Annotated in this window: 7 protein-coding genes; all 7 read left to right on the top strand. The window is 64.5% G+C overall.

The window, feature by feature from the left end; all coding sequences use genetic code 11:
* The coding region (locus EOC93_RS30730) for an ABC transporter ATP-binding protein (protein WP_164759345.1) at positions 1–723 on the top strand (723 nt) is incomplete at its 5' end.
* 32 nt (positions 724–755) lie between these two features.
* Positions 756–1,928, top strand: a complete 1,173-nt coding sequence (locus tag EOC93_RS30725; RefSeq protein ID WP_127206502.1) for an ABC transporter substrate-binding protein — start codon at positions 756–758, stop codon at positions 1,926–1,928.
* 4 nt (positions 1,929–1,932) lie between these two features.
* The gene (locus EOC93_RS30720) at positions 1,933–2,637 is read left to right on the top strand and encodes an ABC transporter ATP-binding protein (RefSeq protein ID WP_127206501.1); all 705 of its coding nucleotides are present in this window, start codon (positions 1,933–1,935) and stop codon (positions 2,635–2,637) included.
* A gap of 3 nt (positions 2,638–2,640) precedes the next feature.
* Positions 2,641–3,522 carry a branched-chain amino acid ABC transporter permease gene (locus EOC93_RS30715; RefSeq protein ID WP_095485717.1) on the top strand — a complete coding sequence of 294 codons (882 nt, stop codon included), beginning with the start codon at positions 2,641–2,643 and terminating at the stop codon, positions 3,520–3,522.
* Between the two features lie 364 nt (positions 3,523–3,886).
* Positions 3,887–4,516 (top strand): FMN-binding negative transcriptional regulator, encoded by a 630-nt coding sequence (locus EOC93_RS30705; protein ID WP_127206499.1) that lies wholly within the window; start codon positions 3,887–3,889, stop codon positions 4,514–4,516.
* Positions 4,517–4,545: 29 nt separating this feature from the next.
* Positions 4,546–5,604, top strand: a complete 1,059-nt coding sequence (locus tag EOC93_RS30700) for an ornithine cyclodeaminase (protein WP_127206498.1) — start codon at positions 4,546–4,548, stop codon at positions 5,602–5,604.
* A gap of 113 nt (positions 5,605–5,717) precedes the next feature.
* Entirely contained in the window at positions 5,718–9,527 is a 3,810-nt protein-coding gene (gene metH / locus EOC93_RS30695; RefSeq protein WP_127206497.1) for a methionine synthase, read from the top strand.
* Positions 9,528–9,750 lie beyond the last annotated feature (223 nt).

Below are 9,750 nucleotides of genomic sequence, written 5' to 3'. Positions count from 1 at the left end.
GTCGACGACGTCACGCTCGCCTTCGACACCGATAGCATCACCGGCATCATCGGCCCGAACGGCGCCGGCAAGACGACGCTGCTCAACATGCTGGCCGGCGACGTCGAGCCGAGCGCCGGCAGCGTGTCGATCGGCGGTTCGGTGAGGCGGGCCTCGGCTTTCCGCTTCGCCCGCTCCGGCGTTGCCCGCACTTTCCAGAACATCCGCGTCTTCCCGCAAATGACTGTACTGGAAAATGTCGTGGTCGCCGCCCGCTCGGTCGAGCCCGATCTTGCCAGTGCCGAGGCGGCGGCAATGCGCGAGCTTTCCCGCATGGGCCTGGAGAAATTTGCCGATCAGCCCGCCGCCGGGCTCGCCTATGGCCAGCGCCGCCGGCTGGAGGTGGCGCGGGCGCTGGCGCTGAAACCGCGCTTCCTGCTGCTCGACGAGCCCGCCGCCGGCATGAACGCGGTCGAAACTGGCGAGCTGGTTTCCATCCTCTCGGCCGTCCGCACCGAGCGGCGCATCGGTGTCGTCCTGATCGAGCACGACATGCGGCTGGTGATGAACCTGTGCGAACGCATCGTCGTCATCGACCATGGCCGCGTCATCGCCGACGGCACGCCCGCCGAAGTGCAAAAGAACCCTGCCGTCATCGCCGCCTATCTCGGCAGCCGCACCGCCCGCGCCAAGACGGGACAAGAAACGCCCGCCAACGAAACACCTGCAAGTGAAACCGCATAGCCAACGATAACAAATCCAGAAGGAGAACCGACATGCCAAAGCTTTATCGCCTTCAACGCGCCGCCCTCTATGCAGCGGTGTTCGGCACGACCGTCGCCATCGTTTCCACGGCTTCCGCCGAGGAGATCATCATTGGCGCCGCGACCGCGCAGACCGGCGGCCTTGCTCCCTACGACCAGCCGGCACTTGCCGGTCTGCGCATGGCGCTCGACGAACTCAACGCCAAGGGCGGTCTCGCAGGCAAATACACCGTCAAGCTAATCATCAAGGACACCCGCTCCGACACGGCGCAGACCGCCACCGTCGCGCAGGAACTGATCGACGCCGGCGCCAAGATCATGATCACGCCGTGTGACGCCGACCCCTCGATCTCGGCCGGCCAGCTCACCCAGCCGCTCGGCATTCCGACATTGACGCTGTGCGGCTCCGCCCCGGTGCTCACCGCCGCGGTCGGCGACGTCATGTTCGGCACCTATCCGGCCGACAATGTGCAGGCGACCGCAGTCGCCGACTTCGCCGTCGCCGAAGGCAAGAAGAAGGTCTTTCTCTTGACGTCGCCGGATTCCACCTACACCGCCAACCTGCCCGAATATTTCGGCAAGGTGTTTGAAAAGAAGGGCGGCGCTGTCGTCGGCCGCGGTACTTTCACCATGGGCCAGCCGGACTTTTCTGCCGAGATCACCAACATCAAGAGCCTCGCCGACCAGCCGGACCTGATCATGACGGCCGCCTACGAGCCTGATTTCCCGGCCTTCATCCAGCAATTGCGCGGCGCCGGCGTCACCATTCCGGTCTATGGCGCCGATGCCATCGGCACACCGACCATCAAGGGATTGGGCAAGCTGGTCGACGGCGTCGTCTACACGGCGGCCGGCTATGCCGAGCCGGGCAGCAAGCTGGAGGCCTTCAACGCCGCCTTCGCCAAATATGCCGGCCACGCGCCGGAATCGACCTATGAGGTGAATGGCTACGAGATCGGGCTGATCCTCGACCAGGCGGTCAAAACGGCCGGCTCCGATGATCCCAAGGCGATCCGCGACGCCATTGCCGGCCTCAAGGACTTTGACGGCATCACCGGCAAGATCACCTATGCCGGCACCGACCGCATGCCGCTGAGGCCCGTGGCGCTGATGCGCTATGAGGGCGGCGAGGGCAAGCACATCCAGACCATGATCCCCGACGCCGCCGACGTGCCGGCGCCGTGACATCATGCTGAGCGTCGAAGCCCTGAAAATACGTTACGGCGAAGTCGAGGCGGTGCGCCGCGTCGATCTCGCCGTCGACAGCGGCGAGATCATCGCGCTGGTCGGCGCCAATGGCGCCGGCAAGAGCTCGACGCTTGGCGCCATCGCCGGGCTGGTGCCTGCTGTATCAGGCAAAGTGGTCTTCGACGGCGTCGACATCACCGGCCTGGCGCCGGAGGCGATCGCCCGCAAGGGTGTGTCGCTGGTGCCGGAGGGCCGGCGCATCTTCGCTGGCCTGACCGTGGCCGACAATCTGCGTCTCGGCGGCGCGATGCACCTGCCGGCGACGGAGGCGAGGGCGCGCGAAGAGGAGATGCTGGAGCTGTTTCCGATTCTGCGGCGCTACCATCGCGTCAAGGGCGGCAATCTCTCCGGCGGCGAGCAGCAGATGCTGGCCATCGCCCGGGCATTGATGGGCAAACCGCGCATGGTGCTGCTCGACGAGCCGTCGCTCGGCCTTGCCCCGCAGCTGATCGACACCGTCTTCGACCTGATCGCCGAATTCCGCCGCAACGGCCTGACCATCCTTCTGGTCGAGCAGAACGTGGCGCTGGCGCTGGAGATCGCCGACCGCGCCATCGTGCTTGCCAATGGCGAGGTGGTGCTATCGGGCACCGCGAAGGAGCTCGCCACCTCGGACCTTGTCCGCCAAGCCTATCTCGGAGCCTGAACCATGATCGCGCAGCAGATCATCAATGCGGTGAGCCTCGGCGGCGTCTATGCGCTGCTGGCACTGGGGCTGGCGATCGTCTTTTCCATCGTCGGCCTGATCAACTTCGCCCATGGCGAGCTGATGACACTGTCGGGCTATGCCTTGCTTGCCGCGCTGGTTTTCGGTCTGCCGTTTCCGGCGGCGGTGCTCGTCGCCGTGTCCTGCGGCGCGCTCGCGGCAGTTGCCATGGAACGCGTCGCCTTCCGGCCGATGCGCGGCGCCAGCGTCACCAGTCTGCTTCTGACCAGCTTCGCCGTTTCGAGCCTGCTGAAGGTCGTCTTCCAGAACGGCATCTCGGCCCGGCCGCAGGCTGTCGCCATGCCTAGCTGGATGACCGGCGCCTTCTCTTTCGGCGACTTCACCATCGGTGTCGGCCCGAGCATCTCCATCGTCGTCTCGGCATTGGCCCTGATTGCGCTGGAACTCTTCCTGCGCCGCACCGTGACCGGCACGGCGATGCGCGCGGCGGCCGAGGATTTCAATGTCGTCCGGCTGATGGGCATCCCGGCCAGCCGCATCATCGCCACCGCCTTCCTGCTCTCCGGCCTGCTGGCCGGCCTGGCGGCAATGCTGTGGGTGGCGCAGCGCGCCTCCGTCGACCCGCTGATGGGTTTTACCCCAGTGCTGAAGGCTTTCATCGCCGCCGTCGTCGGCGGGCTGGGCAGCCTGCCGGGTGCTGTCGCCGGCGGCTTCCTGCTCGGTATCATCGAAGTGCTGCTGCAGGCGACACTGCCGGCGGCGGTCGCACCCTATCGCGACGCCATCGTGCTCTCCGGCGTCATCGCCGTGCTGCTGGTGCGGCCGCAAGGCCTGATCCCGGCGGTGCGCGTGCAGAGAAGCTAGTTCCTTAGTGCAAAAGTTCTGAAAGGTCGGATAGTGCTTACGTTGGCAGATCGCAAGCCTTGGAGATTGGCTGAAAACACCCATCGCTTCGTCATCCTGGGGCGGAGCAAGGAGCGAAGCGACGCGGCGCAGACCCCAGGATCCATGCCGCGACTTCAGAGCGCTGCTACGGTGCAGAATTCTGCTCCGCGGCGCCCTTCGGCCAAGATTACGGCATGGATCCCAGGGTCTCCGCGACGGAGCTCCGCTCCTGCTTCGCCCAGGGATGACGAAGTTGGAGAAGCCTCGGCCAATCCCGAACGTTGGAGATGGCCAGCACGGCAGCGACTATCAAGATCACTCATGTCGAGGAACTAGCCCCATAATGTACACCAAGCCCGAATTCGCGCCGCTCTCGCAGGACGACGTCTTCGGCCTGATCGAGGCGGCGGCCTTCGCCACGGTGGTGACGTCAGGGCCGGAGGGACTCGTCGCCTCGCATCTGCCTATCGTGCTCGACCGAAAGCGGGGAGCGAACGGCACGCTGGTGTCGCATCTGGCCCGGCAGAACCCGCACAGCGCGTTGATTGCGGAGGGCCGGGAGACGATCGCAATCTTCCACGGGCCGCATGGCTATATCTCGCCGTCCTGGTATCCGCGCAACCCGGTGCGCGACAGCGCGCCGACCTGGAACTTCGCCGTCGTCCATTGCCACGGCCGGCCGGCGCGACTCGACGATCACGCCACCGCCCGGCACCTCTTGCGGCTCGTCGACGTGCTGGAAAAGGACCGCGCCGACCGCTGGCGCATGCGCGAGCTCGGGCCGGGCGGCATGGAGCGGCGCATACCGCACATCCTTGGCTTCGACCTGCCGATCGAACGGCTCGAGGCCAAGTTCAAGGTGGGGCAGGACGAGCGGCTCTACGACACCAATGCCGCGATCGGCACGCTGGAGCGGAGCGATCCGGCACTGGCGACGATGATGAAGGCGCACAACGCGCATCGCAAGGACTGACCGTCGCAAGAATGCGGGCAAGGACAAAAATGATCCCCAATCTCAACATCGTCCCTTTCGTCAGCGTCGACCACATGATGAAACTGGTGCTGGCAATCGGTGTCGAGCGTTTCCTCACCGAGCTCGCCTTCTATATCGAGGATGATTTCCGCCGCTGGGAGGCCTTCGACAAGTCGCCGCGCGTCGCCTCGCACAGCGCCGAGGGCGTGATCGAGCTGATGCCGACCAGCGACGGCGAGGTCTACGGCTTCAAATATGTCAACGGCCACCCCAAGAACATGCGCGAGGGCCGCCAGACCGTGACCGCCTTCGGCATGCTCGCCGACGTCCACAATGGCTACCCCGTGCTGCTGTCGGAAATGACCATCCTGACCGCGCTGCGCACCGCAGCGATGTCGGCGCTCGCGGCCAAGCATCTGGCGCCGCCCGGCGCCGACTGCATGGCGCTGATTGGCAATGGTGCCCAGGCGGAATTCCAGGCCCTGGCCTTCAAGGCCTTGCTGGGTGTGCGCAAATTGCGCTTCTTCGACATCGACCGCTCGGCGACGGAAAAGTGCATCCGCAATCTCGCTGGCTTTGGTTTCGACATGGTCGCCTGCCGCTCCACCGAAGAAGCCGTCGAGGGGGCGCAGATCATCACCACCGTCACCGCCGACAAGCAGTACGCCACCATCCTCACCGACAACATGGTCGGCTCGGGCGTGCACATCAATGCGGTTGGCGGCGATTGTCCGGGGAAGACTGAACTGCATCGCGATATCCTGCTGCGCTCCGACATCTTCGTCGAATACCCGCCGCAGACCCGCATCGAGGGCGAGATCCAGCAGCTTGCTCCGGACCATCCCGTGACCGAGCTGTGGCAGGTCATCACCGGCGTCGTACAAGGCCGGCGCGACCCGGCCCAGATCACGCTGTTCGATTCGGTCGGCTTCGCCATCGAGGATTTTTCCGCGCTGCGCTATATCAGGGACCAGTTGCGCTCGACTGGCCTCTACCAGGAACTCGACATGCTGGCCGATCCGGACGAGCCACGCGACCTGTTCGGCATGCTGCTGAGAGCGGCAGTGGTGGCGAAGGTGGCGGTGTAGCGCCGGCAGGCAGTGCCCTGGCGACAGGGGTGACAGCAGCAGCCGAATAGCGTATATTGACATAAAGATGTCTTTATGTGACTTAGGCGCGACTGTCGCCCCGAGGACGAAATATGTCGCAAAACCCTTCATCGTTGGACGACCTGTTTGGCCCCGTCGCGGCCAAGCCAGACGGTTCGGAAGTGCTTGCAGCACTGACGGCGGCGGCGCGCGAACGCATCCTCATCCTCGACGGCGCCATGGGGACGCAGATCCAGGGCCTCGGCTTCGACGAGAACCACTTCCGTGGCGACAAATTCGTCGATTGCGCCTGCCATCAGCAGGGCAACAACGACTTGCTGATCCTGACGCAGCCCCAAGCGATCGAGGAGATTCACTATCAATACGCCATATCAGGCGCGGACATCCTTGAAACCAACACCTTCTCCTCGACCGCCATCGCCCAGGCGGATTACGGCATGGAGGACGCGGTCTACGCGCTGAACCGCGACGGTGCACGGCTGGTGCGCAGGGCAGCGGTGCGGGCGCAGCAGGAGGACGGCAAGCGTCGCTTCGTCGCCGGTGCGCTGGGACCGACCAACCGCACCGCCTCGATGTCGCCGGATGTCAACAATCCCGGCTACCGTGCGGTGACGTTCGACGAATTGCGCCTTGCCTATGGCGAGCAGCTGCGCGGTCTCATCGACGGCGGCGCCGACATCATCCTGATCGAGACCATTTTTGATACGCTGAACGCCAAGGCGGCGATCTTCGCCTGCAACGAGATCTTCATCGAGAAGGACGTGCATCTGCCGGTCATGATCTCCGGCACGATCACCGACCTGTCCGGCCGCACGCTGTCCGGCCAGACGCCGACGGCTTTCTGGCATTCGGTCCGTCACGCCAACCCGTTCACGATAGGCCTCAATTGTGCGCTTGGCGCCAAAGCCATGCGCGCGCATCTGTACGAGATTTCGGGCGTCGCCAACACCTTTGTTTGTGCCTATCCGAATGCCGGCCTGCCCAATGAATTCGGCCGATATGACGAGAGCCCGGAATTCATGGCTGCGCAGATCGAGGATTTTGCGCGCGACGGATTGGTCAACATCGTCGGCGGCTGCTGCGGCTCGACGCCGGACCACATCCGCGCCATCGCGGCAGTGGTGAAGAAATATCCGCCGCGCGCTGTTCCCGTCGTCGAACCGAAGATGCGCCTGTCGGGGCTCGAGCCGTTCACGCTGACCGACGAAATTCCGTTCGTCAATGTCGGCGAGCGCACCAATGTCACCGGCTCGGCCAAGTTCAGGAAGCTGATCACGGCGGGCGACTATGCCGCCGCGCTCGACGTGGCGCGCGATCAGGTCGCCAACGGCGCGCAGATCATCGACATCAACATGGACGAGGGCCTGATCGATTCGAAGAGGGCGATGGTCGAATACCTCAACCTGATCGCCGCCGAGCCTGACATAGCCCGCGTTCCCGTGATGATCGACAGCTCCAAATGGGAGATCATCGAAGCCGGCCTGAAATGCGTGCAGGGCAAGCCGCTGGTCAACTCCATCTCGATGAAGGAGGGCGAGGAAGCCTTTCTGCACCATGCGAAGCTCGTCCGCGCGTATGGCGCGGCGGTGGTCGTCATGGCCTTCGACGAGGACGGCCAGGCTGACACGCAGGCGCGCAAGGTCGAAATCTGCACCCGCGCCTACAAGCTGCTGACCGAGCAAGCGGGATTTCCGCCCGAGGACATCGTTTTCGATCCGAACATCTTTGCCATCGCCACCGGCATCGACGAGCACAACAATTACGGCGTCGACTTCATCGAAGCCGCACGGCAGATCACCGCGACGCTTCCCCATGTCCATATATCGGGCGGCGTATCGAACCTCTCCTTCTCGTTCCGCGGCAACGAGCCGGTGCGCGAGGCCATGCATGCCGTGTTCCTCTACCATGCCATCCAGGCCGGCATGGACATGGGCATCGTCAATGCCGGGCAGCTTGCCGTCTACGACACCATCGATCCGGACCTGCGCGAAGCCTGCGAGGATGTCGTCAACAACCGTCAGCCGAAGGGCGGCGGCACAGCGACCGAACGCATGCTGGAACTCGCCGAACGTTTCAAGGGCACGGCGGGCAAGGAGGCGCAGGAACGCGATCTCGCCTGGCGCGACTGGCCGGTCGAGCAGCGCATTTCGCACGCACTGGTCAACGGCATCACCGAATTCATCGACCAGGACACGGACGAAGCGCGCCTTGCCGCCGAGCGCCCGCTGCATGTCATCGAAGGTCCGCTGATGGCAGGAATGAATGTCGTCGGCGATCTGTTCGGCGCGGGAAAAATGTTCCTGCCGCAAGTGGTGAAGTCCGCCCGCGTCATGAAGCAGGCGGTGGCGGGCCTGCTGCCGCACATGGAGGCGGAGAAGTTGGCGAACGCCGCCAACGGCGTCGACACCGGCGAGCGCCAGACCGCCGGAAAGATCCTGATGGCGACAGTGAAGGGCGATGTCCACGACATCGGCAAGAACATCGTCGGCGTGGTTCTCGCCTGCAACAATTACGAGATAATCGACCTCGGCGTCATGGTGCCGGCGGCGAAGATCCTGCAGACGGCGCGCGAGCAACAGGTCGACATCATCGGCCTGTCCGGCCTGATCACACCTTCGCTCGACGAGATGGCGCACATGGCCGCCGAGATGGAGCGCGAAGGTTTCGACATTCCGCTTCTTATCGGCGGCGCGACGACCAGCCGTGTGCACACGGCGGTAAAAATCCATCCGCGCTATGCCAGGGGCCAGACGGTCTACGTCACCGATGCCAGCCGCGCGGTCGGCGTGGTGTCGGCGCTGCTGTCGAACGAGACCAAGGGCGGCTATGTCGACAACGTCCGTGCCGAGTACAAGAAGGTTGCCGATGCGCACGCGCGCAGCGAAGCCGACAAGCAGCGCCTGCCGCTGGCCAAGGCGCGGGCCAATGCCCACAGGATCGACTGGTCGGCCTATGAGCCGCCGAAGCCGTCCTTCCTCGGCCTGAAAATCTTCGAAGGCTGGGATCTGGCCGAGCTCGCGCGCTATATCGACTGGACGCCATTCTTCCAGACCTGGGAGCTGAAGGGGCGCTATCCAAAAATCCTCGACGACGAGGCTCAAGGGCCGGCGGCACGCCAGCTTTTCGAGGACGCCCAGGCGATGCTGAAAAAGATCATCGCGGAAAAATGGTTCGCGCCGAAGGGCGTGATCGGCTTCTGGCCGGCGAATACCGTCGGCGACGATATCAGGCTGTTCACGGACGATAAGCGATCGCAGGAGCTGGCGACCTTCTTCACGCTGCGCCAGCAACTAACCAAGCGCGACGGCAAGGCGAACGTCGCGCTGTCGGATTTCGTTGCGCCTGCCGACAGCGGCAAGGCCGACTATCTCGGTGGCTTCATCGTCACCGCTGGCATCGAGGAAGCGGTGATCGCCGAGCGCTTCGAGCGGGCGAACGACGACTACTCGTCGATCATGGTCAAGGCGCTGGCCGACCGTTTCGCCGAAGCCTTCGCCGAGCGCCTGCACGAACGAGTGCGCAAGGACTTCTGGGCCTATGCACCGGACGAGGCTCTGGCGCCGGACGCGCTGATCGGCGAACCCTATCGCGGCATCCGCCCGGCGCCCGGCTATCCGGCGCAGCCCGATCACACGGAGAAAGCGACGCTGTTTCGCCTGCTCGACGGCGAGCGCAATGCCGGCGTCAGCCTGACCGAAAGCTTTGCGATGTGGCCGGGCTCCTCCGTGTCCGGCATCTACCTGTCGCATCCCGAGAGCTATTATTTCGGGGTGGCCAAGGTCGAACGCGACCAGGTCGAGGATTATGCGCGGCGCAAGGGCATGGCGCTTGCCGAGGTCGAGCGCTGGCTCGGTCCGATCCTCAACTATGTGCCGGCGCAGGGGCTGGATGCGGCCGCGTGAGCATAGTCGCAGACGGCCCTTGGGCTGGTTCGACGTCGAGACGCCAACCGGCTTGTCGTTTGGATTCATGGCCAGGGCCGAGGATTGGACAGAAACCTCAGGGCTGCCGCTTAGAACGCTGACCGGCATCGATCTGTTGGAGGTAGCGCGTACCGGCGTCCCAGCCTAACAAGCGACCAGGGCAGCCTTGCGGCCTTTCGACGTAGCAATGCTGCAACGAAGG

It is taken from the genome of Mesorhizobium sp. M6A.T.Ce.TU.002.03.1.1 (assembly GCF_003997275.1).
In the GTDB taxonomy this organism is placed as follows: domain Bacteria; phylum Pseudomonadota; class Alphaproteobacteria; order Rhizobiales; family Rhizobiaceae; genus Mesorhizobium; species Mesorhizobium mediterraneum.
Note: the sequence above shows the minus strand (reverse complement) of the source record. Positions and strands in the feature narration are given on the sequence as shown.

Bases quoted from the DNA above. Each gene is read 5' to 3' on its own strand.
- EOC93_RS30715 (WP_095485717.1), top strand. From the start codon at position 2,641: ATGATCGCGCAGCAGATCATCAATGCGGTGAGCCTCGGCGGCGTCTAT.
- EOC93_RS30705 (WP_127206499.1), top strand. From the start codon at position 3,887: ATGTACACCAAGCCCGAATTCGCGCCGCTCTCGCAGGACGACGTCTTC.
- EOC93_RS30720 (WP_127206501.1), top strand. From the start codon at position 1,933: ATGCTGAGCGTCGAAGCCCTGAAAATACGTTACGGCGAAGTCGAGGCG.
- EOC93_RS30700 (WP_127206498.1), top strand. From the start codon at position 4,546: ATGATCCCCAATCTCAACATCGTCCCTTTCGTCAGCGTCGACCACATG.
- EOC93_RS30725 (WP_127206502.1), top strand. From the start codon at position 756: ATGCCAAAGCTTTATCGCCTTCAACGCGCCGCCCTCTATGCAGCGGTG.
- metH (WP_127206497.1), top strand. From the start codon at position 5,718: ATGTCGCAAAACCCTTCATCGTTGGACGACCTGTTTGGCCCCGTCGCG.